Below are 24,715 nucleotides of genomic sequence, written 5' to 3' on the forward strand. Positions count from 1 at the left end.
GTCGCCTGTCTTTTGATCGAATAAAGCTAACATAATCCGCAGATTTATTCTTTGAAATCGTTTGCATCCAGCTCGTGCCGAGAAAGCAATTTATAGAATTCGGTGCGGTTGCGCCCCGCCATTCTTGCCGCGTGGGTCACATTGCCCTTGGTGATTTGCAGCAGCTTACGCAGATAGTTGAGCTCAAACTGGTTACGCGCCTCAACAAAGGTCGGCAGCGCGGTGTTTTCCCCTTCCAGCGCCTGCTCCACCAGCGCGTCGCTGATCACCGGCGAAGAGGTCAACGCCACGCACTGCTCAATTACGTTGACCAGCTGACGCACGTTGCCCGGCCAACTGGCGGTCATTAACCGCTTCATGGCATCGGTTGAAAAGGCGCGTACGAACGGTTTGTGCCGTTCAGCAGACTGGCGCAGCAGATGGTTCGCCAGCAGCGGAATATCTTCCGTACGCTCGGCCAGCGCAGGGATCTTCAGGCTCACCACATTGAGGCGATAGTACAAATCCTCGCGAAATTCGCCCCGTGCCATCGCTTTGGGTAAATCGCGGTGGGTCGCAGAAACGATCCGCACATCAATGTCGATATCGCGGTTACTGCCCAACGGTCTGACTTTTCGTTCCTGCAATACGCGCAACAGTTTCACCTGTAACGGCGCAGGCATATCGCCAATCTCATCGAGAAACAGCGTGCCGCCTTCCGCGGCCTGAAACAGCCCTTCACGATTGCTCACCGCACCGGTAAAAGCACCGCGCGCATGACCAAACAGTTCTGATTCCAGCAGTTGTTCCGGCAACGCGCCGCAGTTAATGGCAATGAAAGGTTTTTGGCTGCGTGGGCTGGCGTTGTGAATAGCCTGAGCGAAAACTTCTTTCCCGGTTCCGCTTTGACCGTTGATCAAGACGCTAACGTCCGATTGCGCCACCATTCGCGCCTGTTCCAGCAGGCGTAGCATCAGCGGGCTGCGGGTAACGATAGATTCGCGCCAGCTGTCATCGGTGGCGGGCGCAGACTGTTCCAGCGCCCCGTCAATCGCGTGATATAACGCGTCCTTGTCGACTGGTTTAGTGAGGAAACTGAACACCCCTTGCTGGGTCGCCGCAACGGCGTCCGGGATGGAGCCGTGAGCGGTCAGGATAATCACCGGCATCCCAGGCTGTACTTTCTGGATTTCAGTAAACAGCTGCATGCCATCCATTTCATCCATCCGCAGATCGCTAATAACCAGATCCACTTTTTCACGGTTCAGCACCCGTAACCCTTCCTGCCCACTTTCCGCGGTCACGACGCTGTAGCCTTCGCTGGTCAGTCGCATTCCAAGTAATTTCAACAGGCCCGGATCGTCATCCACCAGCAGCAGATGCGCGGGCTTACGGCTTATCATGGCGTAACCTCATCGGCAGACGGCGCTGCGCCTTCTTCGTTATCAGGCGTAGTGAGTTTATCGTTCCCGTGCAGCGCATCAGGATTGTAGTTACCGCCAGGTTTGCGCGTGGAAAGCTGGCGCTCAATATCGGTCAGATTCTCCAGCTTGCGGGTCGTGAGATCGAGCTGGGACTGCAAATGCTGCTGCTGTTGACGCAGCGTATCGAGATCGCTGTCGGACGCCTGCTGGAGTTTACTGTAGCGCATACGCTCTTCGGCAAGCTGCAACTGCAACGTTTGGCTGCTGCGCCAGACCTGATACAGCGGGCGTACCTGTGGCGGAATTTGCGGGCTTAACGCATCGAGGCGCGTAACAGCCTCCCGCCTTTCTGGCGGCGTAATGTTGGCATTATCGAGCAAAATTCCACGCCTGAAAGCGCCCTGCCAGGTATCTGTCATCAGGGTGCTGGCTTCACTACGCGCCTGCACCGGCATCAGGCGATTGGCACAATCCATCGCCCGCAGCCAGTACAACGGATTGGTTTCTGTAGACTGGCCAGACAGCGACCAGATATCCGTACAGTCGGTTGCAAGGTAGTCCGCCAGTTGATTAGGCGGAATTTTCTCCTGCGAGGGATCGCCGATAATATGATTCACCGCGTTCGGGACACAACCAACCAGCGCCAGGCACGGCAGGCTTGCGAGGATGACGCGACGAAGAAAATGTCGTTTAAGCATTCGGACAACAACGTATGGCATACTCACCAGACTTAGGTTTATTTTAGTGATTTTTCGCAGCAGCTAGCGGCAGTTCTATGCGAAAACAAACGTTTTGCGCATGGTCATCAACCAGATACAGCTTGCCCCGCATACGGCGGATGCAATCTCTGGCAATGCTTAGCCCCAACCCGCTTCCTTTTACCGCCCCTTTTCGCTGATGACTCCCCTGGAAAAAAGGCTCGAAGATCATGGTCTGTTCTGCTTCTGGAATCGGTGTGCCGGTATTCATTACATCGATGTATACCGTTGAGCCATGCAAACTGCTGCGGATCCAAATGTTACCGGATTCAGCACCATAGTGCACCGCATTGGAATAAAGATTGTCCAGCACGCTCATCAACAGCATCGGTTCTGCCAGGCAGGTGTTCACCGCAAGCGCAACATCAGTATGTATCATTTTGGCGCGAGCGGGCAGGCTATGCGCAGAAACAACGCTTTCCACCAGCGGCGCGATTTCCACACTTTCAAGTTCCACCTCGTCATCAGCCAGCTTGCGGTTGTAATCGAGGAGTTGTTCAATCAGCTTTTGCAGGTTACGGCTGCTGTCATCCAGAATACCGACCACCTCTTTTTGCTCCGGTGTTAACGGGCCAACCACCTGATCGGCCAACAATTCGGTACCTTCGCGCATGCTCGCCAGCGGTGTTTTCAGCTCATGGGAAAGATGGCGTAAAAACTGATGCCGTTGCGACTCAAGCCAGGAGAGGCGTTCGCTTAACCAGATGATACGCTGCCCCACGGATCTCAATTCCCGTGGCCCGGTAAATAATACACTATCCCCCAGCGAGCGCCCTTCTCCCAGACAGTTGATCATCCGTTCAATGCCCTTCACCGGACCGATAATCATGCGGGTAAACAGCAAGACCATCGCCAGGCTGACGAGAAACAGCACCAGTGCCTGCCAGCCAAAAAACTGCCCGCGTTCGGCTATTTCCTGCTGTAACTGCTGCCCACGAGAAAAGACCACGGTACGCGTCGCTTGCACCATCTCGGTATTGGCATTGGCGAACGCTTCCAGCCGTGCAGCCGACACACTGTCAGGACCACTGTTTTTACACTGCAACTGCGCGAGATCGTTAAGATCCTGACGCAACGCCTGGTAGAGCTTGATATCCGGCAACCCCCCCGCATGCGCATCCAGCATGTCGCTGTAGCGTTTACGCTGGCTTTGGTAGACCCTGGCCAATGTTGGGTCATCAAGCACGCAGTATTGCCGATAGCTGCGCTCCATCTCCAGCGCGACGTTGGTCATCGCCTCGCTGCGTCTGGCATCAATCAGCGTGGTGCGGTTTGTCAGCGCAGCCTGCGCGCTCAGGGCATTCAGACTTTGCCATGCCTGCCAGGCCAGAACTAACAACGGCAGCAGGATAAGCAAGAAGGCCAACGTCACCAATTGACGTAAAGATCGGGGAAAAACTGACCAGCGCTTCAAGGCGTTACTCTCAATGGACAGGAATAGATTGATGCTAACTGAGGGGAACGCCAGATACAACAAAGCCGGGATTAACCCGGCTTTGTTATGGAATAAGGCGGTGCCTAACTCGACGTTTCGCCCGGAGGTTGATATGAGCAATGCTAATATCAGATGTTGGACGGCAGGCACCTTGTTGTGCGTCATTCGAAGTTTATGTAGCACGTCCCGAAGGGGCTGACATAAGAAGGTGAATGAGCCACTGGTTAATATTATGCAGCATCTGTGCCAATATTCAAAACACTTTATTAACACAATGATAAGTATGAAAAATATTATTATTTTCACAAATAACAATTCTGGCTGTTTTTTGTTCTTTCTGTCTCCAATCAGCAACACTTGCAGCACTTAAAAACAAATCCCTATTAAATCAAATAATTAAACGTCTCTTTTTGACGACACCACAACCCTATCCATGTCGGCATTTCCCGACACTTTACTTTTAGGTGCAAGCGCTGAGTTTATTGCCGGATGGCGGCGTGAACGCCTTATCCGGCCTACAACCGCATTTTCCCTGTAGGCCTGATAAGCGTAGCGTCATCAGGCGGGTTTCATCCGGCAGACAAAAAAAAGCCCCTCGCGAAGAGGGGCTTGATGACTATTGAGCGAATTAACCGAGCTGTTTACGCGCGTTGCGGAAAATACGCATCCACGGGCTATCCTCGCCCCAGTTTTCCGGGTGCCAGGAGTTGCTCACGGTACGGAACACACGTTCCGGGTGCGGCATCATAATGGTGACGCGACCATTTTCAGTGGTCACTGCAGTAATACCGTTCGGCGAACCGTTCGGGTTAGCCGGATAGGTCTCGGTCACCTTACCGAAGTTATCAACGTAGCGCAGCGCCACCAGACCTTTGCTCTCAAGCTGAGCCAGATGCGCACCGTCACGCACTTCCACACGACCTTCACCGTGAGAAACGGCAATCGGCATCATCGAACCCACCATATCGGCAAGCAGTAAGGATGGGCTTTGCGTCACTTCGACCAGACTGAAGCGGGCTTCAAAGCGGTCGGAATGGTTACGCACAAAGCGCGGCCACAGGTCGCTTCCTGGGATCAGCTCACGCAGGTTAGACATCATCTGACAACCGTTACACACGCCGAGTGCCAGCGTTTGCGGGCGATGGAAGAAGGTTTCGAACTCATCACGGACGCGGTTGTTGAACAGAATCGACTTCGCCCAACCTTCACCAGCGCCAAGCACATCGCCGTAAGAGAAGCCGCCGCAGGCCACCAGCGCCTGGAAGTTACCCAGGCCGATACGTCCGCCCAGCAGGTCGCTCATGTGCACATCGATGGCGTCGAAACCCGCACGGTGGAAGGCTGCTGCCATTTCAACGTGGGAGTTCACGCCCTGCTCGCGCAGTACGGCCACTTTGGGACGCGCACCGGTGGCGATGTACGGAGCGGCAACATCTTCGTTGATATCAAACGACAGTTTAACGTTGAGACCAGGGTCCGCATCGTTGGTTTTAGCGTCGTGTTCTTGATCGGCGCATTCCGGATTGTCACGCAGACGCTGCATCTGCCAGGTGGTTTCCGCCCACCACATACGCAGGGTTGTACGGCTTTCGCTAAACACCGGCTGGCCGTTAGCGGTCAGGGTGAAACGATCACCTTCAACGGCTTTACCGAGGAAGTGTACGCAGTCTGCCAGGCCATGGGCAGCCAGAATCGCTTCCACCGCCTCACGCTCAGCAGCACGAACCTGAATCACCGCACCCAGTTCTTCGTTGAACAGCGCCGCCAGACGATCTTCACCCAGAGAGTGGATATCAGCGTCAATACCGCAGTGACCGGCGAAGGCCATTTCCGCCAGCGTAACCAGCAGACCGCCGTCAGAACGGTCATGATAGGCCAGCAGCTTACGCGCAGCGACCAGCGCCTGAATCGCATCGTAGAAGCCTTTCAGTTGCTCAACGTTACGCACGTCGGCAGGCTTATCGCCCAGTTGACGGTAAACCTGCGCCAGCGACGTAGCGCCCAGCGCATTGTGACCAAGACCGAGGTCAATCAGCAGCAGGGCGTTGTCTTCAGTAGACAGCTGCGGGGTAATGGTGTGGCGCACATCTTCTACGCGGGCAAAGGCGGTAATCACCAGCGACAGTGGCGAGGTCATTTCACGCTGCTCGTTACCTTCCTGCCAGCGAGTTTTCATCGACATAGAGTCTTTACCCACTGGAATGGTCAGGCCGAGCGCCGGGCATAGCTCTTCCCCAACGGCTTTTACTGCTTCGTACAGGCCAGCATCTTCACCAGGGTGACCCGCAGCCGCCATCCAGTTTGCCGACAGCTTAATACGTTTGATGTCGCCAATCTGCGTTGCCGCAATGTTGGTCAGCGCTTCACCGACCGCCAGACGCGCAGAGGCAGAGAAATCCAGTAGCGCAACCGGAGCGCGTTCGCCGATAGACATTGCTTCGCCGTAGTAGCTATCGAGGCTTGCGGTAGTGACCGCGCAGTTAGCGACCGGGATCTGCCATGGACCAACCATCTGGTCACGCGCAACCATGCCGGTAACGGTACGGTCACCGATGGTCACGAGGAACGTTTTCTCCGCGACAGTCGGCAGATGCAGCACGCGGTTAACCGCATCTGCAATCGAGATTTCACCACGATTCAGGGCATCGCCTTTGGCTTTCAGCGTCTGCACATCGCGGGTCATTTTCGGTGTTTTACCCAGCAGCACATCAAGCGGCATGTCGATCGGCTGGTTGTCGAAGTGGCTGTCGCTCAAGGTCAGATGCTGTTCTTCGGTAGCTTCACCAATAACCGCATACGGCGCGCGCTCGCGCTTACACAGTTCGTCAAACAGCGGCAATTGATCGGCAGCAACCGCCAGCACGTAGCGTTCCTGGGATTCGTTACACCAGATTTCCAGCGGGCTCATACCCGGCTCGTCGCTGAGGATATCGCGCAGCTGGAACTTACCGCCGCGACCACCATCGCTTACCAGCTCCGGCATAGCGTTAGACAGTCCACCCGCGCCAACGTCATGGATAAACAGAATCGGGTTCGCATCCCCCATCTGCCAGCAACGGTCGATAACTTCCTGGCAACGACGTTCCATTTCCGGGTTGTCACGCTGTACGGAAGCGAAATCAAGATCGGCATCAGACTGGCCAGAAGCCATAGAGGAGGCTGCCCCGCCGCCAAGGCCAATGTTCATTGCCGGGCCGCCGAGGACGATAAGCTTAGCGCCAACGACGATCTCGCCCTTCTGCACGTGATCGGCACGGATGTTACCGATCCCGCCTGCCAGCATGATCGGTTTATGGTAACCGCGCAGCTCTTCGCCGTTATGGCTGTTGACCTTTTCTTCATAGGTACGGAAGTAGCCGGTCAGCGCCGGACGACCAAATTCGTTGTTAAACGCCGCGCCGCCCAGCGGGCCTTCGGTCATGATATCAAGCGCGGTAACAATACGGTCCGGTTTGCCGAAATCTTCTTCCCACGGCTGTTCAAAGCCAGGAATACGCAGGTTGGAAACAGAGAAGCCCACCAGCCCGGCTTTCGGTTTTGCACCGCGACCTGTTGCGCCTTCATCACGAATTTCACCGCCGGATCCGGTTGCCGCGCCCGGCCATGGAGAGATGGCGGTTGGGTGGTTATGGGTTTCTACCTTCATCAGGATGTGGGCTGGCTCCTGATGGAAATCGTAGCGGCCGGTTTTGTGATCGGCAAAATAGCGGCCCACTTCAGAGCCTTCCATTACCGCAGCGTTGTCTTTATAGGCAGACAGCACGTGGTCCGGCGTGGTTTCGAAGGTATTCTTGATCATCTTGAACAGCGACTTAGGCTGCTGTTTACCATCGATAACCCAGTCGGCGTTAAAAATCTTGTGGCGACAGTGCTCAGAGTTGGCCTGCGCAAACATGTACAGTTCAATATCGTTCGGGTTACGTCCCAGTTTGGTGAACGCATCCTGCAGATAGTCAATTTCGTCTTCCGCCAGCGCCAGACCCAGACGCAGGTTAGCGTCGATCAGCGCCTGACGCCCCTCACCCAGTAGATCAACGCTGGAGACCGGCGCCGGTTGGTGATGGGCAAACAGTTTTTCGGCATCATTCAGCGCAGAGAAAACAGTCTCCATCATGCGGTCGTGCAGTTCGTCGGCCACCATCTGCCATTGCTCAGCGGTCAGCGTAGAGGCTTCTACATACCAGGCAATGCCACGTTCCAGGCGGCTAATTTGGTGCAGACCGCAGTTGTGGGCAATATCAGTCGCTTTAGAAGACCACGGGGAGATGGTGCCAGGGCGAGGCGTAACCAGCAGCAGTTTGCCTTCCGGGGCGTGGCTTTGCAGAGCAGGACCATATTTCAGCAGGCGTGCAAGCTGCGCGTGCTCATCTTCATTTAACGGTGCATTCAGATCGGCAAAATGGACGTACTCGGCGTAAATGTTGTGGACCTGGAGGTTGGCAGCCTGAAAACGTGCCAGCAGTTTGTTAATACGGAATGCAGACAGTGCAGGTGAACCACGCAGAATTTCCATCATAAGTCTCTCGTCTTCTAAGCTTTCGGTGTGCCCAAGTGGGGGAAACGGGCGTCATTATAAAGAATCTACCGCGCCGACGAAACCGTTTGCGTCGAAATAAAATCACGACCGTCACTTATCATCAAATGCAGTCAGATTTCTGAATAAGTTGCCAACTGACGCAAGTTTAAGCAAAATGCCGTTCATTAATGACGACTTCACTTCTTAATCAACACCACAGCAGACAGAGACAACGTACGGTTCAGAGAATTAACTAATTGAAAAAATTAAAGATTAATTATCTGTTCATCGGCATATTGACGCTGTTGTTGGCAGCGGCCCTTTGGCCATCTATTCCCTGGTTCGGTAAAGCCGAAAATCGTATCGCCGCCATTCAGTCGCGGGGAGAGCTGCGCGTCAGTACCATTGATTCGCCATTAACTTACGCGACCCTCAACGGCAAAAAATTCGGCCTGGATTATGAACTGGCCCAGGAATTTGCCGACTACTTAGGCGTGAAGTTAAAAGTTACCGTACGCCAGAACATCAGCCAGCTTTTTGACGACCTGGATAACGGCAATGCCGACCTGTTAGCCGCAGGCCTGGTCTATAACAGCGAGCGGGTTAAAAATTACCAGCCCGGCCCGACCTATTATTCGGTTTCACAACAGCTGGTGTACCGGGTTGGGCAATACCGTCCGCGCACGCTTGCCACGGTGAACGAAAACCAACTGACTATCGCCCCGGGGCATGTGGTGGTTAATGACCTCCAGCAGCTAAAAGAGAAAAAATTTCCCGATCTGAGCTGGAAAGTCGATGACAAAAAGGGCACCACCGAACTGCTTGATGATGTAATCGCCGGAAAGCTGGATTACACCATTGCCGATTCTGTTGCCATCAGCTTATATCAACGCGTGCATCCTGAGCTGGCCGTAGCGCTCGACGTCTCTGACGAACAACCGGTGACATGGTTTAGTCGGCTGGACGATGACAACACGCTGTCTGCCGCCCTACTGGATTTCTTCAACACCATGAATGAAGACGGTTCTCTGGCACGGCTGGAAGAGAAATATCTCGGGCATGGCGATGATTTTGACTATGTTGATACCCGCTCCTTTTTACGCGCCGTAGACAGCGTGTTGCCGGACCTCAAGCCGCTGTTTGAGAAATATGCGCAAGAGATAGACTGGCGACTGCTGGCCGCTATCTCATATCAGGAATCACACTGGGACGCGCAGGCCACCTCTCCAACCGGCGTACGCGGGCTGATGATGTTGACCAAAAATACTGCCCAGAGTCTCGGGCTGACCGACCGTACCGATGCCGAACAGAGTATCAGCGGTGGCGCACGATATTTGCAGGATATGATGAGTAAAGTACCGGATACCGTCCCCGAAGGAGAACGCATCTGGTTTGCCCTTGCAGCCTATAACATGGGTTATGCACACATGCTGGATGCGCGGGCGCTGACGGTGAAAACCAAAGGCAATCCGAACAGTTGGTCTGACGTAAAACAGCGATTACCGCTGCTCAGCCAAAAACCGTATTACAACAAGTTGACCTATGGCTATGCGCGCGGCCATGAAGCTTACGCCTATGTGGAAAATATCCGTAAGTACCAAATTAGCCTGGTGGGATATCTGCAAGAGAAAGAAAAACAGGCGCTAGAAACGCAGCAACTGGCGCAGGATTACCCGACGGTGACGCCCGCAGAGCTATTAGGTAAAGAGAAATTCCCGCTTTCGGCGTTTCTGTCTCAAACGTCGTCAAACTACCTGACGCACTCCCCTTCCCTGCTGTTTTCACCGCATAAAAAAGAGGAGAAGTAGTCTTGTACGCCTGATAAGCGCACTGCCATAAGGCTGAGAGTTACTGATTAGCGGATTTTTTCAGGGCCTTGATTTCCTGCCGGCGCATGCGGAAGAAATCACTGAGTAACGTGGCACATTCATCCCGCAGTACCCCCTCTGTCACTTCAACCCGATGATTCATTCCAGGGTGATGCAGTACATCCATTAATGACCCGGCAGCGCCCGTTTTCGCATCGCGCGCGCCAAAAACGACCCGACCGATACGGCTGTGCACCATCGCGCCAGCGCACATCACGCACGGTTCCAGAGTGACGTACAGCGTGGTATCTAACAGGCGGTAGTTTTGCAGCACCAGGCCGCCCTGACGAAGCGCCATAATCTCAGCGTGGGCCGTGGGATCATGATGTCCAATAGGGCGGTTCCAGCCTTCGCCAATTACTCGGTTGTTATGTACCAATACCGCACCCACCGGGACTTCACGCTCATCCCAGGCGCGCTTAGCCAGCGTTAAAGCATGACGCATCCAGTATTCGTGGCTAAATTCAACATCTGACAAAGGGGTAACTCCAGTAATCAAAGCGGGCGCATTATACACGTCATACTTCAAATTGCATGTGCGTTAGCTATTCGAGTTGCTGAAGCTCTCCGCGCGGCGTGACGCGCCAGCGATGCTGGCAAAAAGAGAGCAGAGGATTGTCCTGATTACTGTCACTATAGCCACTGTAAAGCTGTAGCGGCGCGCCAATGTGGCGTTCCAGTTGCGTCACTTTCTCATGGCCCAGACAGCGCAAAGTCAGTACCCAGCCGCCGTATCCCCGCGCCATTTTGCTGGCGATCAGATTGACTCGCGGTAGCCATGGAGTATCAAAGTAAACCTGCTCGACCAGTGACTGCGGAGAGCCGGTAATAAGCCAGATATCAGCGTCGGAGCTTAACAGGTAGGTTGTCAGCCGCTGCTGCACGAGCGGAAACGCCGTCACGTTACTGCGAAACCAGCGCACAAAGTCGGCCTGATGCGCTTTCAGACGCGCTTCGCTGCGCCCAAAAGTGCATCCCCATAACAGCAGGCTCATTGGCCAGCGGGCGGCACGTCCTTTTATCAGCAACGCCAGCGCAATCACCGGTAACAAAGGCAGCACAAGCAACGCGTTCAGCGGCTGGTGACGCAGCAGATAACGAATAAAACTACCGAACATATCCTGCTGGTGTAACGTGCCATCCAAATCAAAAAAGACAACGCGGCGCTGGTGATTGGTCAAACCTTATTCCTCTGGATCAGTGAATCCCAATAGCCAGGTAAACAGGAACCCGGCGATAACTGCTACCAGATAGCCTAACAGATAGAACATCACTTTTCCGGCAACAATCGTCAGTGCCAGCGGTAATCCGGAGATGCCAAAGGTGATGACCGTCGCCACCTTCCAGTAGCTAATCAGCGCCCCACCTACCGCGCCGCCAAGACAAGCACCGATAAACGGCTTACCCAACGGCAGCGTTACGCCAAAAATGAGCGGCTCGCCAATCCCCAGCAGTCCGACCGGTAGCGCCCCTTTGATCACTTTCTTTAGCCGCGCATTACGGGTTTTCATCAGAACCGCGATCGCAGCACCTATTTGCCCAACGCCCGCCATCGCCAGGATCGGAAAAAGCGCGTTATAACCGTGCGCCTGAACCAGCTCAACGTGGATGGGCACCAATCCCTGATGAAGTCCGGTGAGCACCAACGGCAGGAAGGTTCCTGCCAGCACAGCACCGACCAGAAAACCGCCGCGATCGATAGCCCAGGATGCGCCGTGAGCGATAGATTCAGAAATCCATCCGCCAAGCGGTTGCAGCGCCACAATCGCGATGACACCGGTAATGATGGTGGTTAGCAGCGGGTTAAGGATAAGCTCCAGTGATTCCGGCAACAGCGTGCGGAATTTACGTTCGATCCAGCACATCAGCGCAACCACCAGCAATACCGCAATCACCCCACCGCGCCCCGGCTGCAACGCTTCGCCAAACAGGGTAATTTGCGCCAGTTGAGGGCTGGAAAGGATCCCCGCCATCACCCCGCCCATTGCCAGGGAGCCACCGAAAACTTTGGCGGTATTCACCCCGACCAGAATATTCATAATGGCAAACACGGCGCTGCCAAATATGCCCATCAGTCCCAGCATATTTGGATAGTGGGTCGCAAAATCCCCCACGATATCCGGGCGCTTAAGGATGTTAATAATGCCGGTAATCAAACCGGAGGCGATAAACGCCGGAATAAGAGGGATAAAGACGTTCGCCAGCTTGCGCAGCGCATCGCTCATCGGCGCTTTGTACTTCGCTTTGGCTTCTGACTTGGTGCGCTCAATATCATTGGCACCTGCTCGCTCGCCGCCATCGGCAATCAGGGAACGCATGGCATCCACCACTTTGGCAGCTTTACCGGGGCCGACAATAATCTGGTGCTGTGCGCCCTGCTTCACGTAGCCGCTAACGCCGGGCAGTTGCCTGAGGCGGGGAATATCGATCTGCCCGTCATCCTGAACTTCCACCCTGACACGGGTCATACAGTTTTCCAGACGCAGAATATTGTTCTCTCCGCCAACGCCCAGCAGGATGTCGCTGGCCAGCAACGCCGTCTTATCCATATACACCTCTTAGTGTTCTAACGCCGCGCGTAAAAAACCCTGGTGAGCGGCAAGCTTTTCGCGGGCGGCAGCGGCATCCAGACCGGTGAGCGCCATTAAAATAGCTGGCTTAACATCATAATCCGTCTGCTTCAGCAGCGTTTCAGCTTGAGCCCGCGCAATACCGGTGGCTTCAACCACCATACGGCACGCCCGATCGACCAGTTTGACGTTGGTTGCCTGCATATCCACCATCAGGTTCTGGTACACCTTGCCAAATTTCACCATCGCGCCGGTGGAGATCATATTGAGCACCAGCTTTTGCGCGGTGCCGGATTTCAGTCGTGTTGACCCGGTCAGCGCCTCAGGCCCCACTACCGGAGAAATGGCAATATCCGCTTCATGCGCGATAGGGGAATCTGGATTGCAAGAAATAGCCGCCGTTGTACAGCCCACCGAACGCGCATATTTCAACCCGCCAATTACATACGGCGTGCGACCAGAAGCTGCCAGCCCCACCACCAGATCTTGTGCGGTAAGATTAAGCTCACGCAGATCGTCTTCGCCTAGCTGCGGGTTATCTTCTGCGCCTTCTACTGCCTTCAGCAAAGCGCCCGGTCCCCCGGCAATCAGCCCAACCACCAGACCGTGCGGGACGCCAAAAGTTGGCGGGCATTCAGACGCGTCCAGCACCCCAAGACGCCCGCTGGTACCTGCTCCCATGTAAATAATGCGTCCACCGGCTTTTAGCGCGTCAGCTGCCGCATCGACCGCACGCGCAACTTCAGGAAGAGTTGCTTTTACTGCTTCAGCTACCAGCGTATCCTGTTGATTAAAACGATGAACCAACTCCAGAGTGGAGAGCGCATCCAGATCCATGGTCTGAGGATTGCGGGTTTCTGAAACTAACGCACCAAGATTCATTTTTTGTTCCTTAGGAATTTTTAATTCATAATAATCTGTCATAATGGAATATTATATTCACTAAGGCGAGTGATATTTTGTTTTGTAATCGCCATCACATTTTCGCCAGGAGAAAGCATGAACTGTTTAATTCGCATTCGTCAGCGTTATCCGGATCTCGCGCAAAGCGATAAAAAACTTGCGGATTATCTTCTTGCTCAGCCGGATACTGCGCGTCATCTCAGTTCACAACAGCTGGCCTTTGAAGCGGGCGTCAGCCAGTCCAGCGTGGTGAAATTCGCGCAAAAGATGGGCTTTAAAGGATTCCCGGCACTCAAACTGGCGATTAGCGAAGCATTGGCCAGCAATCCTAATCCCCATTCCATTCCGGTACATAATCAGATTCGCGGTGACGACCCGATGCGAATGGTAGGCGAGAAACTGATTAAAGAGAACGTGGCGGCGATGCATGCAACGCTGGACGTCAACAGCGAAGAGAAACTGATGGAGAGCGTCACGATGCTGCGTTCAGCCCGCCGCATTATCGTGACCGGGATTGGCGCATCGGGTCTGGTAGCGCAAAACTTTGCCTGGAAGCTGTTGAAGATTGGTTTTAACGCGGTAGTCGAACGTGATATGCACGCCCTGCTGGCGACGGTGCAGGCGCTTTCACCAAGCGATTTGTTGCTGGCTATTTCGTACACCGGTGAGCGCCGCGAACTTAATCTGGCGGCAGATGAAACGCTGCGTACCGGCGCGAAAATCCTCGCCATCACCGGATTTACACCGAACGCCCTGCAGCAACGGGCAAGTCATTGTCTGTACACCATTGCCGAAGAGCAGGCCACGCGCAGCGCAGCGATTTCCTCCACCCACGCGCAAATGATGCTCACCGATTTACTGTTTATGGCGCTGGTGCAGCAGGATCTGGAGCATGCCCCGGAACGTATTCGCCACAGCGAAGCACTGGTAAAAAAACTGGTCTGAGCAAAGAATGCGCGTATAATGCCCGCCCGATTTGTGATGTTTTGAGAGTTTCCTGATGGCCCTGTTAATCACTAAAAAGTGTATCAATTGCGATATGTGCGAGCCCGAATGCCCGAATGAGGCGATTTCGATGGGTGATAGCATTTACGAGATTAACAGCGACAAGTGTACGGAATGCGTAGGCCATTACGACACGCCAACCTGCCAGAAAGTGTGCCCAATCCCCAATACTATTTTGAAAGATCCGGCGCATGTCGAAACAGAAGAGCAGCTGTGGGATAAGTTTGTGCTGATGCACCACGCCGATAAACTTTAGCCGCGTCGCCATCTGGCGATGAAGCCCCTACCCTGCCCCTGCAACAAACGCATAACCCGTAGGCCGGATAAGACACTACGCGTCGCCATCCGGCATCGTCCTGAATCTAACTTTCGATAATCACCGTGGCGCAGGCGTAGTGACGCTCATCGGCCAGCGTCACATGCATGTGCGCAACGCCGAGTTTTTCCGCCAGTTTTAACGCCTCTCCCCATAATCGCAGACGCGGCTTACCGAGTTCGTCGTTAAAGACTTCAAACTGATTAAATGCCAGCCCATTGCGAATACCCGTGCCAAAGGCTTTTGCTGCCGCCTCTTTGACTGCAAAACGCTTCGCCAGAAAACGCACCGGCTGCTGATGCGTTTCCCAGATTGCCCATTCGTTGTCGCTGAGCACACGTCTTGCCAGGCGGTCGCCGGAACGGGAGATCACCGCTTCGATGCGGGCAATCTCCACGATATCCGTACCTAATCCCAGAATCGCCATTAGCCACGCGCTTCCAGCATCAGGCGCTTCATTTCTACTACGGCCTCTTTCAGGCCGCTCATCACCGCACGTCCAATAATGGCATGGCCAATGTTCAGCTCGTGCATTTCCGGGATCCGAGCGATAGCTTTAACGTTGTGATACGTCAGACCGTGACCCGCATTCACCTTCAGGCCAAGACTTGCAGCATAGGTTGCCGCTTTGGCGATACGCGCCAGTTCGCTGGCCTGTTCTGCGTCGGTTTTCGCATCGGCGTAACAGCCGGTGTGAATTTCAATAAACGGTGCGCCAACTTCCGCAGCGGCCTTAATCTGCTCTTCATCGGCATCGATAAACAGCGAAACCAGAATGCCTGCGTCCGCCAGGCGTTTGCAGGCATCGCGCATCTTGTCACGCTGACCGGCGACGTCCAGCCCACCTTCAGTGGTAACTTCCTGACGCTTTTCCGGCACCAGGCAGCAAAAATGCGGCTTAGTCTCAACGGCAATCGACAGCATCTCTTCGGTGACTGCCATTTCCAGATTCATGCGTGTATCCAGCGTCTGGCGCAAAATACGTACGTCACGGTCAGTGATATGACGACGGTCTTCACGCAGGTGTACGGTAATACCGTCCGCGCCCGCCTGTTCAACGATAAACGCTGCCTGAACCGGGTCCGGATATGCGGTACCGCGTGCATTACGTAAAGTGGCAATGTGGTCAATGTTGACGCCTAACAGTAATTCGGCCATGACAATCCTCGTTTTTTATTTTCGCTTCGGCATAAACTGCCGGAATAATTCGCGGCTCTTTAAGGGCTTACCACCAAGATACGGCTTTAACGCCATGCGGGTAAAGCGTTTCGCGGCGCGAAGCGTATCAGCATCCGGAAATTCCCGCGATTCGAGTGCTTTCAGATGGCGTCCGGTAAAGGTGGCGTTATCAATCACAACGCTTGCGATAAACCCTTTTTCTTCCCTGTAGCGATAGGTCATGGTGTCGTCTACCGGCTCGCCGCTGCCCGCACAGTGGGTAAAATCGACGCCATACCCCAGATGACCAAGTAAGGCCAGCTCAAAGCGACGCAACGCAGGTTCTGGCGACCCCGTGGCGCCAGCAAGCGCCTGAATACAGTTCAGGTAATCGAAAAAGAGTGCAGAAAAGCGGGTTTCGTACTCGAGTACGCGCGAGATAAGCTCGTTAATATACAAGCCGCTGTACAGCGTGATTCCGCTAAGGGGGAGTGCCAGAGAAACGGCTTCGGCGCTGCGCAAGGTTTTGACCTCACCACGTCCACCAAAGCGAAGCAACAACGGGGTAAAAGGCTGGAGTGCGCCTTTAAGATTGGAGCGTTTGGAACGTGCGCCTTTAGCCACCAGGCGCACGCGACCCGACTCTTCCGTGAAGACGTCCAGCACGAGACTGGTTTCGCTCCAGGGGCGACTGTGCAGGACAAAAGCGCGTTGCCATCCTTCCATCATAATACTCGTCGTCTTTCAAGTTGCAGGTGCGTTGGCTGCGCCCGTTCACCCCAGTGACTTACGAGAGTAAGCTCCCGGGGATTCACGGACTTGCCGCCTTCCTGCACCTCGAAAGCCATAGAGTATTAAAACTACTGGTCGTCGCCGTAACCGAGGCTGCGCAGCGCGCGTTCGTCATCGGCCCAGCCGGATTTCACTTTCACCCACAGTTCCAGGTGAACGGGCGCTTCGAACATCTCCTGCATGTCTTTACGCGCTTCGATGCCGATGGTTTTAATCTTGGCCCCTTTGTTGCCAATAACCATCTTCTTCTGCCCTTCACGTTCGACGAGGATCAGGCCGTTAATGTCGTAGCCACCGCGTTCGTTAGAGATAAAACGCTCAATCTCCACGGTAACGGAGTACGGCAGTTCAGCACCCAGAAAACGCATCAGCTTTTCACGGATGATTTCAGAGGCCATAAAGCGCTGAGAACGGTCGGTGATGTAATCTTCCGGGAAGTGATGAATAGCTTCCGGCAAATGCTTACGCACGATGCCCGCAACGGTATCGACATTCAAGCCGGTTTCGGCAGAAATCGGTACGATATCAAGGAAGTTCATCTGGCTTGCCAGGAACTGCAGGTGCGGCAGCAGATCGGCTTTTTCCTGAACGTTGTCGACTTTGTTGACGGCCAGAATAACAGGGGCTTTGCCATCACGCAGCTTGTTGAGCACCATTTCGTCGTCCGGCGTCCAGCGGGTGCCTTCGACAACGAAAATAACCAGTTCAACATCACCGATCGAGCTACTCGCCGCTTTGTTCATCAGGCGGTTAATAGCCCGTTTTTCTTCCATATGCAGACCCGGGGTATCAACATAAATCGCCTGATACGCGCCTTCGGTATGGATGCCAACAATACGGTGACGTGTTGTCTGAGCCTTACGTGAGGTAATAGAAATCTTCTGCCCAAGCAGATTATTCAACAGGGTGGATTTGCCGACGTTCGGGCGACCGACGATAGCAATAAATCCGCAGTAAGTTTTCTCTTCGCTCATTCCAGCTCCAGTTTTTTCAACGCCTGTTCGGCGGCAGCCTGCTCAGCCTTACGACGGCTCGAACCTGTGCCAACCACCGGTTCACTCAGGCCGCTGACCTGGCAGTGGATAGTAAATTCTTGATCGTGTGCTTCACCACGGACCTGCACCACCAAATAAGACGGCAGAGGCAGGTGGCGACCCTGCAAATATTCCTGCAGGCGCGTTTTCGGATCTTTTTGTTTGTCGCCTGGGCTAATTTCATCCAGACGAGTTTGATACCAGTTCAGGATCAATTGCTCAACGGTTTGAATATCGCTGTCGAGGAAGACGCCGCCGATCAAAGCTTCAACGGTATCCGCCAGGATTGATTCACGACGGAAGCCGCCGCTTTTCAGCTCACCTGGCCCCAAACGTAAACATTCGCCGAGGTCAAACTCACGGGCTAATTCTGCCAGCGTATTGCCGCGAACCAGCGTCGCGCGCATGCGGCTCATATCACCTTCATCCACACGCGGGAAACGGTGATACAGCGCATTAGCGATAACAAAGCTCAAAATAGAGTCGCCTAAAAATTCTAAGCGCTCGTTATGTTTGCTGCTGGCGCTCCGGTGAGTTAATGCCTGCTGCAACAGCTCCTGATGATTAAAAGTGTAGCCCAGCTTCCGTTGAAGCCGATTAATTACGATGGGGTTCATGCGATACCAATAAATGAATGCGTCAACAATTCAGCACACGAAACAGACCTGATATACGCACTTCGCTGAGCCATCTGGCTTCGCCTGCATGCATTTATATACAAACCAACGCTGTTTCGTGTGCCGTGGCAACCTGTCGGTGCCAACCTAAAACTTCGGGGGAATATTCTATACACAACGACAAGGGATGTCGTTAGTCTGCGGGAATTTATCCGAGAAATAATTCACGCTGCCGCCGTAATGACGACAACGTGAACGATTATCGGTGATTAGTGAATGCCACCAATACGGCTTAAACGCACACCGGTCGGCCATTCACCTTCTTGCTTATCAAAACTCATCCAGATAGCGGTCGCTTTACCAACCAGATTCGCTTCCGGTACAAATCCCCAGTAACGGCTGTCCGCGCTGTTATCACGGTTATCACCCATCATGAAGTAGTGTCCCGGCGGAACGATCCAGGTTGCCAACGGCTGACCAGGTTGACGGTAATACATCCCCACCTGATCCTGCGCAATCGGCACGGTCAGAATGCGGTGCGTAACCTCACCCAGCGTTTCTTTACGCTCAGAAAGGCGAATACCGTTCTCTTTCGTTTCGTTCAGCGGAACTTCAAAGAAGCCGCTGGTCGCTTCACCGCCGTTACGACGAGCAAAGGTCTGTACAAAATCACTTGGCTGAACATCAGAGTACGTTACCGGCAGCGCGTTTTCACACGCCTGACCGGAACGGCATCCTGGCTGAATAGTCACCTCTTTCGCCACTGGATCGTACGTTACTTTGTCTCCCGGTAAACCGACAGCACGTTTAATGTAGTCCAGACGCGGATCTTCCGGGTATTTAAACACCACGATATCACCGCGTTTCGGATGACCGGTTTCGATCAACGTTTTCTGGTAAATCGGATCTTTAATCCCGTAGGCGAATTTCTCCACCAGGATAAAGTCACCGATAAGCAACGTCGGCATCATCGAACCTGACGGGATCTGGAATGGTTCATAGATAAATGAACGCACCACCAGCACAATCGCCAGTACCGGGAAAACGGACGCCCCGGTTTCCAGCCAGCCTGGCTTAGGTGCCACTTTTTTCAGCGTAGCTTTATCCAGTGAATCACCTGCAGCAGCTTGCGCTGCTGCCTGACGCTCCCGGCGCTTTGGCGCGAAGATGAATTTATCTACGCACCATAAAATGCCCGTCACCAGTGTGGCAATCACCAGAATCAGGGCAAACATGTTCGCCATGCCAACTCCTTAAGATTATTTGCTGTCTTTACCGACATGCAGAATGGCGAGGAACGCTTCCTGCGGCAGTTCGACGTTACCGATCTGCTTCATGCGCTTTTTACCCTCTTTCTGTTTTTGCAGCAGCTTTTTCTTACGGCTGATATCGCCACCGTAGCATTTCGCCAGAACGTTTTTACGCAGCTGCTTAACCGTTGAACGCGCGATGATGTGCGTACCAATGGCCGCCTGGATCGCGATATCAAACTGCTGGCGAGGGATCAGATCTTTCATCTTCTCAACCAGTTCACGGCCACGGCTCTGGGAGTTGTCGCGGTGGGTAATCAGCGCCAGTGCATCGACACGTTCGTTGTTGATAAGGACATCAACACGCACCATATCAGACGCCTGGAAGCGTTTGAAGTTATAGTCCAGCGACGCATAGCCGCGAGAGGTCGACTTCAGACGGTCAAAGAAATCGAGTACGACTTCCGCCATCGGAATCTCATACGTCAGCGCCACCTGGTTACCGTGGTAAACCATGTTGGTCTGGACGCCACGCTTCTCGATACACAGGGTGATGACGTTGCCAAGGTAAGCCTGCGGCAGCAGCATGTGACACTCAGCGATTGGCTCACGTAGTTCGTAGATGTTGTTCAGCGGCGGCAGCTTGGACGGGCTATCGACGTAGATAGTCTCTTTCGCCGTGGTTTCGACTTCGTAGACTACGGTCGGCGCGGTGGTGATCAGATCCAGATCGTATTCACGCTCCAGACGTTCCTGAATGATCTCCATGTGCAGCAGACCAAGGAAGCCACAACGGAAGCCGAAGCCCAGCGCGGTAGAGCTTTCCGGTTCGTAGAACAGGGAGGCGTCGTTCAGGCTCAGTTTGCCAAGCGCGTCACGGAAGTTTTCATAGTCGTCAGAGCTCACCGGGAACAGACCAGCGTAAACCTGCGGCTTCACTTTTTTAAAGCCTGGCAGCGGTTTGTCTGCCGGGTTACGCGCCTGCGTCAGGGTATCGCCAACCGGTGCGCCGAGGATGTCTTTAATCGCACAAACCAACCAACCTACCTCGCCGCATTTCAGCTCGGTACGGTCAACCTGTTTTGGCGTGAAGATGCCCAGACGGTCGGCGTTATAGACCTGACCGGTGCTCATCACTTTAATTTTGTCGCCTTTACGCATGGTGCCGTTTTTAATACGCACCAGTGACACCACGCCAAGGTAGTTATCGAACCAGGAGTCGATGATCAGCGCCTGTAAAGGGCCTTCCGGATCGCCTTCCGGCGGCGGAATATCGCGTACCAGACGTTCAAGAACGTCAGTGACGCCAACACCGGTTTTCGCCGAGCAGCGAACGGCATCCGTCGCATCGATACCAACGATATCTTCGATCTCTTCTGCCACGCGTTCAGGATCGGCGGCTGGCAGGTCAATTTTATTCAGTACCGGTACTACTTCCAGATCCATTTCCATGGCGGTATAGCAGTTAGCCAGGGTCTGCGCTTCTACGCCCTGTCCGGCATCAACCACCAGCAATGCGCCTTCACAGGCAGCAAGCGAGCGGGAAACTTCATACGAGAAGTCAACGTGGCCCGGGGTGTCGATAAAGTTAAGCTGATAGGTTTCACCATCAGATGCTTTGAAATCGAGCGTCACGCTCTGCGCTTTGATAGTAATACCGCGCTCACGCTCAAGATCCATCGAGTCGAGAACCTGCGCTTCCATTTCACGGTCAGACAGGCCACCGCAGATCTGGATAATACGGTCAGACAGCGTCGATTTACCGTGGTCGATGTGAGCTATGATTGAAAAGTTACGTATGTTCTTCATATAGTGTAATTATTGTGCCTTACGCCCGCCGGAGCAGGCTCTGAGAAGTCGCTGATCTGAGCTTAACGTCTGTTTAAGTGAAACGCCGCATTCTACACTACAACGCTGAGGCGAGGAAACGTTCATAGAGCAAGGATAGCGGGAACTGGAAACAACCTTGCAAAGTCGGTGAAACTTTTGCCGGATGGCGGCATAAACGCCTTATCCGGCCTACGCCTGCATCTGAGCACGCTGTAGGCCTGATAAGCGCAACGCCATCAGGCAAAGATATCACTGCTGGGTTTCGACGCGAATAAGATCGGGTGGGAGAGCAACGTTTAGAATGACCGGCTGCCAGGCTTCGCGTTCAGCAAGCTTACGAGAGTATCCACGAGCAATCAGGAATCCGCCCACGCCCCCCAGCACTGCGCCGCTTAATGCCGCAAGATCGGAACCACACAGCACCTGGAACAGCGCTGCGAAAAGAAACAGCCCCGCCAACGGAGACATGTAGACCAGCATCGCCGATCCCAACAGGCTACCTTCGGCAATGCCCAGTTCAACTTTTTGACCTGGGGTCAAGGGTTCGTCGCAGGGCACCACGATGGTGTGTGTGGTCTGTGGTCCCAGTTTGTTCAGCACGCGGCTCCCGCATCCGGCCCGGGAAGCACAGCTGCTACATGATGCTTTAACATCGCAGCTGACCGTCGCCAGACCATTATGCCAGGAGACGACCGTCGCCCACTCTTTAATCATTGTGCTGCCCTGAACTTGATATTGTCCGCGATACGCTTCGCCGTTTGTGGTGGAAGCTCGCCCACAATCGTAATTTCCGCGTTATCACGCACGCTGGTGCTGACTGTTCTACGGCCGGTACGCAGCAGTTGATCGGCGCTGTTCTGCGTCGCACGGTTTACGTTCACGGAGAAACTAAACAGGCCATCAGAATAAAGGCGTGATTCAATCGGCATGTTATCCATCGTCGGCAGCGGACGTCGACTGCTTGAGACCTCACTGAAACCTTGTGGCAACCACGACGGGCTCCAGTTGAAGTTGGTTTTTTCACCCGCAGGAACCGACAGCAAAGGTGGTAAATTCGCTTTTGCTAGTGTCTGCATGCTGTCGCTAACACCGTTATTCACGGTAAAGGAGATTACACGGAACTGTTCCAGCGTTTCGCCATCACGATCGAGGAGATCGACACGCATCGGCAGTTTGGTCTCCGTGTCCATCCAAACGATATAGCTGTAACGGGTGCCGTCACGCGCCACAACGCGGATCACTTCACAGAGCCGATCGGCAATACGGGTGCGGCCTACTGAGATAAAATCATAGTAGGGAGCAAGGCGTTTGAAGTCGGTGTAAATCAGGGATGGCAGAGAGTCAACGATATAATCGCCATTCAGCGTGAACGGTTCGAGGCCAGGCTCAAAATAGCTAATTTCGTTGCCGCGTTGCACCACTTCCCGGCGCGGTCCATCCATTTGTAATAGTTGCGCGAGTGGACGGTTATCCTGGCGGGCATGACGATAACGTAGGGATTCAACACCCTGCTTATTGATGCTGACAAATGACAGCTCATAGGTTAGCGACTGGCTGGCCAGATTCATCTGCTGCAACAACGCCCCGGACGCAGGATTGGCCGAGGCGTTTACAGAGAAGAACAGGCTACCAGCCACAAGTGACATGGCAAACCAAAGTTGCTTCATTACTGCGATTGCGTTCCTAAAGTTTGAATTCCTGGCACCTGCACAGCGGCTTGCTGTGTTTGGGCCTGCTCAAACTGAAGCTGTTCAGAGTGCAGTCGACGTTGCAATTCGTAATCCTGCAACATGGCATTAATACGACGACGCTGCTCCTGTACCTGCTGTTGTTGACCGCCGCTGGCCGTCGCGTCAGAAGGTACACCCAAGCTAACCGGACTGGCTTTACCCATCATCGGTAATGTATTAAATACCGGTGTTTCGGGCTGCTGGGACGTTTCAGATTGCCCATTATAGTGCTGGACGCCAACGATAACTGCAAGTGATACGCACGCGGCCACACCCATTTGGGTAAGCTGCGCGGCCCACGGACGCATTTTCTTCCAGAATGGCATTTTCTGCCACTGGTGCGGTGCTGGCTGGGCCTCAGGAATCAATGGCGCCGTCTGACGTACTGGCTCATCCTGGATGGCGGCCATTACGCGGGCGGAAATATCGAAATGGAGAACGTCGGCGGTATCACCTCGCATGGAATCGCGAATCAGGTGATAACTCTCCCAGGTTTTTTGCATTTCCGGGTCGTGAGTTAGCTCTTTGAGTAACTCAGTATCCAGCGTTTCGCCATCCATTAAAGCGGAAAGTTTCTCTTTCTGCATGCCTAATACCTTTTCCAGTATCCCGCTATCGTCAACGCCTGATAAGCGGTTGAACTTTATTATCAATAGCTTCCCTCGCTCGGAAGATACGTGAACGCACCGTACCTACCGGACAATCCATGATAGCGGCTATCTCTTCATAGCTCAGGCCATCCAGCTCCCGCAAGGTTATTGCCATGCGTAAATCTTCCGGGAGGGACTCAATAGTTCGGAAAACTATCTGTCTCAGTTCTTCTGACAACATTAAGTTCTCAGGGTTCGAAATTTCTTTCAGTGCTCCGCCACTTTCGTAATTTTCTGCTTCAATCGCATCAATATCACTGGAAGGTGGACGACGCCCCTGAGCGACCAGGTAATTCTTCGCTGTATTGACTGCAATACGATACAGCCAGGTATAAAAAGCACTATCTCCCCGGAACGAATCCAGCGCACGATAGGCTTTGATAAATGCTTCTTGTACTACATCGGGTACATCACCCGACGGTACATAGCGAGAAACCAGACTCGCCACCTTATGCTGATAGCGCACTACCAGTAGGTTAAAGGCTTTCTGATCTCCCTTCTGGACCCGTTCTACCAGGACCTGGTCCGTTAACTGCTCGCTCATCCGAGGTAAAGTCTCCCCAAACCAAATTTCCACGCGCTTTCGAAACGCCACTCCATCAGCTTCACTATGAGCAAGCAAATGCTTAGAGTGCTCAAGTTTCGTAAAGTTCCGTTACGCATTGTTTTTTGTTTGTCATGTTGTAGACAGGTCTTATCTCTCATTATAAGTCTACATAACCCGATCAACGCACTATCTGTACAGAAATGCCCATTTCACCGCTTGCAGAGTAACCCAACGGGCACTTTATTTCATCACATAATCTGATGCTAACGGCCTGCTTCACAAAATATTTATGCCTATTTCGCCCTCATCATGCTTTTCTTTCATGTTTAGTCA

Annotated in this window: 23 protein-coding genes; 3 read left to right on the top strand and 20 right to left on the bottom strand. The window is 53.6% G+C overall.

Features of this window, described 5'->3' with window-relative positions; genetic code table 11:
* Positions 1–44 precede the first annotated feature (44 nt).
* From glrR to purL, 4 genes are all read right to left on the bottom strand, one after another.
* Positions 45–1,379 (bottom strand): two-component system response regulator GlrR, encoded by a 1,335-nt coding sequence (gene glrR / locus OGX86_RS12800; RefSeq protein WP_304502732.1) that lies wholly within the window; start codon positions 1,377–1,379, stop codon positions 45–47.
* Positions 1,379–2,122 carry a two-component system QseEF-associated lipoprotein QseG gene (gene qseG / locus OGX86_RS12805; protein WP_003835304.1) on the bottom strand — a complete coding sequence of 248 codons (744 nt, stop codon included), beginning with the start codon at positions 2,120–2,122 and terminating at the stop codon, positions 1,379–1,381. The genes glrR and qseG overlap by 1 nt, the downstream gene beginning before the upstream one ends.
* 22 nt (positions 2,123–2,144) lie before the next feature.
* The gene (gene qseE / locus OGX86_RS12810; RefSeq protein WP_286640188.1) at positions 2,145–3,575 is read right to left on the bottom strand and encodes a two component system sensor histidine kinase QseE/GlrK; all 1,431 of its coding nucleotides are present in this window, start codon (positions 3,573–3,575) and stop codon (positions 2,145–2,147) included.
* Between the two features lie 649 nt (positions 3,576–4,224).
* Positions 4,225–8,112, bottom strand: coding sequence for a phosphoribosylformylglycinamidine synthase (gene purL, locus OGX86_RS12815; protein WP_048225083.1), 3,888 nt, complete (start codon positions 8,110–8,112; stop codon positions 4,225–4,227).
* 257 nt (positions 8,113–8,369) lie between these two features.
* On the opposite strand from purL, the gene mltF reads away from it, so the two are divergent.
* On the top strand, positions 8,370–9,920 hold the full coding sequence (gene mltF, locus OGX86_RS12820; RefSeq protein ID WP_008785489.1) for a membrane-bound lytic murein transglycosylase MltF: 1,551 nt from the start codon (positions 8,370–8,372) through the stop codon (positions 9,918–9,920).
* A 40-nt stretch (positions 9,921–9,960) separates the two neighbouring features.
* Here the strand turns inward: mltF and tadA are convergent, their stop codons facing one another.
* From tadA to murQ, 4 genes are read right to left on the bottom strand one after another with little or no spacing between them, the layout of a single operon-like run.
* Positions 9,961–10,497 (bottom strand): tRNA adenosine(34) deaminase TadA, encoded by a 537-nt coding sequence (tadA, locus tag OGX86_RS12825; RefSeq protein WP_125112746.1) that lies wholly within the window; start codon positions 10,495–10,497, stop codon positions 9,961–9,963.
* Between the two features lie 28 nt (positions 10,498–10,525).
* The gene (yfhb, locus tag OGX86_RS12830; RefSeq protein WP_048225088.1) at positions 10,526–11,161 is read right to left on the bottom strand and encodes a phosphatidylglycerophosphatase C; all 636 of its coding nucleotides are present in this window, start codon (positions 11,159–11,161) and stop codon (positions 10,526–10,528) included.
* A gap of 3 nt (positions 11,162–11,164) precedes the next feature.
* Positions 11,165–12,529 (bottom strand): PTS transporter subunit EIIC, encoded by a 1,365-nt coding sequence (locus OGX86_RS12835; RefSeq protein WP_008785492.1) that lies wholly within the window; start codon positions 12,527–12,529, stop codon positions 11,165–11,167.
* A 9-nt stretch (positions 12,530–12,538) separates the two neighbouring features.
* Positions 12,539–13,432: an N-acetylmuramic acid 6-phosphate etherase gene (gene murQ, locus OGX86_RS12840; RefSeq protein WP_048215764.1), complete on the bottom strand. Its 894-nt coding sequence runs from the start codon at positions 13,430–13,432 to the stop codon at positions 12,539–12,541.
* Positions 13,433–13,549: 117 nt separating this feature from the next.
* On the opposite strand from murQ, the gene OGX86_RS12845 reads away from it, so the two are divergent.
* Together OGX86_RS12845 and OGX86_RS12850 are read left to right on the top strand one after the other, a co-directional pair.
* Positions 13,550–14,398 (top strand): MurR/RpiR family transcriptional regulator, encoded by an 849-nt coding sequence (locus tag OGX86_RS12845; RefSeq protein ID WP_048215763.1) that lies wholly within the window; start codon positions 13,550–13,552, stop codon positions 14,396–14,398.
* Between the two features lie 55 nt (positions 14,399–14,453).
* Positions 14,454–14,714, top strand: a complete 261-nt coding sequence (locus OGX86_RS12850) for a YfhL family 4Fe-4S dicluster ferredoxin (protein WP_003037590.1) — start codon at positions 14,454–14,456, stop codon at positions 14,712–14,714.
* Positions 14,715–14,820: 106 nt separating this feature from the next.
* On the opposite strand, the gene acpS is transcribed toward OGX86_RS12850, so the two are convergent.
* The 12 genes from acpS to rseD all read right to left on the bottom strand — a co-directional run bounded on the left by acpS (position 14,821) and on the right by rseD (position 24,540).
* Complete coding sequence (acpS, locus tag OGX86_RS12855) at positions 14,821–15,201, bottom strand: holo-ACP synthase (protein WP_003037588.1); 381 nt, start codon at positions 15,199–15,201, stop codon at positions 14,821–14,823.
* The gene (pdxJ, locus tag OGX86_RS12860) at positions 15,201–15,932 is read right to left on the bottom strand and encodes a pyridoxine 5'-phosphate synthase (RefSeq protein WP_008785494.1); all 732 of its coding nucleotides are present in this window, start codon (positions 15,930–15,932) and stop codon (positions 15,201–15,203) included. The genes acpS and pdxJ overlap by 1 nt, the downstream gene beginning before the upstream one ends.
* Before the next feature lie 15 nt (positions 15,933–15,947).
* Positions 15,948–16,658, bottom strand: coding sequence for a DNA repair protein RecO (gene recO, locus OGX86_RS12865; RefSeq protein WP_008785495.1), 711 nt, complete (start codon positions 16,656–16,658; stop codon positions 15,948–15,950).
* Positions 16,659–16,792: 134 nt separating this feature from the next.
* Complete coding sequence (gene era, locus OGX86_RS12870; protein WP_032937937.1) at positions 16,793–17,698, bottom strand: GTPase Era; 906 nt, start codon at positions 17,696–17,698, stop codon at positions 16,793–16,795.
* Positions 17,695–18,375, bottom strand: a complete 681-nt coding sequence (rnc, locus tag OGX86_RS12875; RefSeq protein ID WP_003037579.1) for a ribonuclease III — start codon at positions 18,373–18,375, stop codon at positions 17,695–17,697. Before rnc ends, era begins: the two co-directional genes overlap by 4 nt.
* Positions 18,376–18,644: 269 nt before the next feature.
* Positions 18,645–19,619 carry a signal peptidase I gene (gene lepB / locus OGX86_RS12880; RefSeq protein ID WP_003835329.1) on the bottom strand — a complete coding sequence of 325 codons (975 nt, stop codon included), beginning with the start codon at positions 19,617–19,619 and terminating at the stop codon, positions 18,645–18,647.
* Positions 19,620–19,634: 15 nt separating this feature from the next.
* The gene (lepA, locus tag OGX86_RS12885; protein WP_003037577.1) at positions 19,635–21,434 is read right to left on the bottom strand and encodes a translation elongation factor 4; all 1,800 of its coding nucleotides are present in this window, start codon (positions 21,432–21,434) and stop codon (positions 19,635–19,637) included.
* 270 nt (positions 21,435–21,704) lie between these two features.
* A complete protein-coding gene (gene rseC, locus OGX86_RS12890; protein ID WP_286640165.1) occupies positions 21,705–22,169 on the bottom strand; it encodes a SoxR-reducing system protein RseC in 465 nt (154 codons plus the stop codon).
* A complete protein-coding gene (rseB, locus tag OGX86_RS12895) occupies positions 22,166–23,122 on the bottom strand; it encodes a sigma-E factor regulatory protein RseB (protein ID WP_003835334.1) in 957 nt (318 codons plus the stop codon). Before rseB ends, rseC begins: the two co-directional genes overlap by 4 nt.
* Positions 23,122–23,772, bottom strand: a complete 651-nt coding sequence (gene rseA, locus OGX86_RS12900) for an anti-sigma-E factor RseA (protein ID WP_008785497.1) — start codon at positions 23,770–23,772, stop codon at positions 23,122–23,124. The genes rseB and rseA overlap by 1 nt, the downstream gene beginning before the upstream one ends.
* Before the next feature lie 31 nt (positions 23,773–23,803).
* The gene (gene rpoE, locus OGX86_RS12905; protein ID WP_003037573.1) at positions 23,804–24,379 is read right to left on the bottom strand and encodes an RNA polymerase sigma factor RpoE; all 576 of its coding nucleotides are present in this window, start codon (positions 24,377–24,379) and stop codon (positions 23,804–23,806) included.
* Positions 24,376–24,540, bottom strand: coding sequence for a rpoE leader peptide RseD (gene rseD, locus OGX86_RS12910; protein WP_122973798.1), 165 nt, complete (start codon positions 24,538–24,540; stop codon positions 24,376–24,378). The genes rpoE and rseD overlap by 4 nt, the downstream gene beginning before the upstream one ends.
* Positions 24,541–24,715: the final 175 nt, after the last annotated feature.

This window comes from Citrobacter sp. Cpo040, from assembly GCF_030332915.1.
Lineage (GTDB): Bacteria > Pseudomonadota > Gammaproteobacteria > Enterobacterales > Enterobacteriaceae > Citrobacter > Citrobacter portucalensis.

Bases quoted from the DNA above. Each gene is read 5' to 3' on its own strand.
- qseG (WP_003835304.1), bottom strand. From the start codon at position 2,122: ATGCCATACGTTGTTGTCCGAATGCTTAAACGACATTTTCTTCGTCGC.
- purL (WP_048225083.1), bottom strand. From the start codon at position 8,112: ATGATGGAAATTCTGCGTGGTTCACCTGCACTGTCTGCATTCCGTATT.
- OGX86_RS12835 (WP_008785492.1), bottom strand. From the start codon at position 12,529: ATGGATAAGACGGCGTTGCTGGCCAGCGACATCCTGCTGGGCGTTGGC.
- murQ (WP_048215764.1), bottom strand. From the start codon at position 13,432: ATGAATCTTGGTGCGTTAGTTTCAGAAACCCGCAATCCTCAGACCATG.
- OGX86_RS12845 (WP_048215763.1), top strand. From the start codon at position 13,550: ATGAACTGTTTAATTCGCATTCGTCAGCGTTATCCGGATCTCGCGCAA.
- OGX86_RS12850 (WP_003037590.1), top strand. From the start codon at position 14,454: ATGGCCCTGTTAATCACTAAAAAGTGTATCAATTGCGATATGTGCGAG.
- acpS (WP_003037588.1), bottom strand. From the start codon at position 15,201: ATGGCGATTCTGGGATTAGGTACGGATATCGTGGAGATTGCCCGCATC.
- pdxJ (WP_008785494.1), bottom strand. From the start codon at position 15,932: ATGGCCGAATTACTGTTAGGCGTCAACATTGACCACATTGCCACTTTA.
- recO (WP_008785495.1), bottom strand. From the start codon at position 16,658: ATGGAAGGATGGCAACGCGCTTTTGTCCTGCACAGTCGCCCCTGGAGC.
- era (WP_032937937.1), bottom strand. From the start codon at position 17,698: ATGAGCGAAGAGAAAACTTACTGCGGATTTATTGCTATCGTCGGTCGC.
- rnc (WP_003037579.1), bottom strand. From the start codon at position 18,375: ATGAACCCCATCGTAATTAATCGGCTTCAACGGAAGCTGGGCTACACT.
- lepB (WP_003835329.1), bottom strand. From the start codon at position 19,619: ATGGCGAACATGTTTGCCCTGATTCTGGTGATTGCCACACTGGTGACG.
- lepA (WP_003037577.1), bottom strand. From the start codon at position 21,434: ATGAAGAACATACGTAACTTTTCAATCATAGCTCACATCGACCACGGT.
- rseC (WP_286640165.1), bottom strand. From the start codon at position 22,169: ATGATTAAAGAGTGGGCGACGGTCGTCTCCTGGCATAATGGTCTGGCG.
- rseB (WP_003835334.1), bottom strand. From the start codon at position 23,122: ATGAAGCAACTTTGGTTTGCCATGTCACTTGTGGCTGGTAGCCTGTTC.
- rseA (WP_008785497.1), bottom strand. From the start codon at position 23,772: ATGCAGAAAGAGAAACTTTCCGCTTTAATGGATGGCGAAACGCTGGAT.
- rpoE (WP_003037573.1), bottom strand. From the start codon at position 24,379: ATGAGCGAGCAGTTAACGGACCAGGTCCTGGTAGAACGGGTCCAGAAG.
- rseD (WP_122973798.1), bottom strand. From the start codon at position 24,540: ATGAGAGATAAGACCTGTCTACAACATGACAAACAAAAAACAATGCGT.